A 635-nucleotide genomic window follows, 5' to 3' on the forward strand; every position below is an offset into this window, starting at 1 on the left:
CCTCCCCCGCGCCCTGCGAGTGCAGCAGCGCGCCGAGCACCGTGCCCCCCGCGCCGACCACCAGCTCCCGCACCCGGGCCAGGTCGTCACGGCGCACCGCGCGCGGATCGCACACCACCAGCACGCCGTCCACCCGGTCCACCAGCGCGATGGCGTCGGCGTACGAGAGCACCGCGGGGGCCAGGACCACCAGCACCGCATCGCGCGCTTCCGCGTGGCCGATCAGCTGGGTGACGGCGCTCGACGTCAGGGCGCGCGGCACCTTGCTGACGCGCTGGCCCGGCACGAGGTCGAAGACGCCGGACTCGCCCGCGTCGACGGGCACCCGGCGCCCCGCGGGCCAGCCGATGGTGCCGTGCCCGGGGGCGCGGGCCCAGCCGGCGCTCACCCCGTCGGCGCGCCGCAGCCGTTCGGCCAGCGAGGGGGTGCGCAGGTCGGCCTCGACCAGCAGCACGTCCTTGCCCATCTCGGCGAAGGAGGCCGAGAGGTTCACCGAGGCGGCGAGCGCCGTGCCGATGCTGCCGCGCGGCGCGACGACCAGCACCCGGCGGCGCTGCGCAAACGTCTCGTCGTACGCGAGGCGGAAGGCCACCGAGCGGTACTCCTCGGCCAGCCGCCCCTCTGTCTCTTATACA

General features: G+C 76.2%; 1 pseudogene. It reads right to left on the reverse strand.

Annotated features, from left to right (window positions below):
• A pseudogene (locus G5C65_RS38050) lies at nucleotides 1–619 on the reverse strand (P-loop NTPase family protein); the annotation flags it as partial.
• Nucleotides 620–635: the final 16 nt, after the last annotated feature.

It is taken from the genome of Streptomyces boncukensis (assembly GCF_011045075.1).
Lineage (GTDB): Bacteria > Actinomycetota > Actinomycetes > Streptomycetales > Streptomycetaceae > Streptomyces > Streptomyces boncukensis.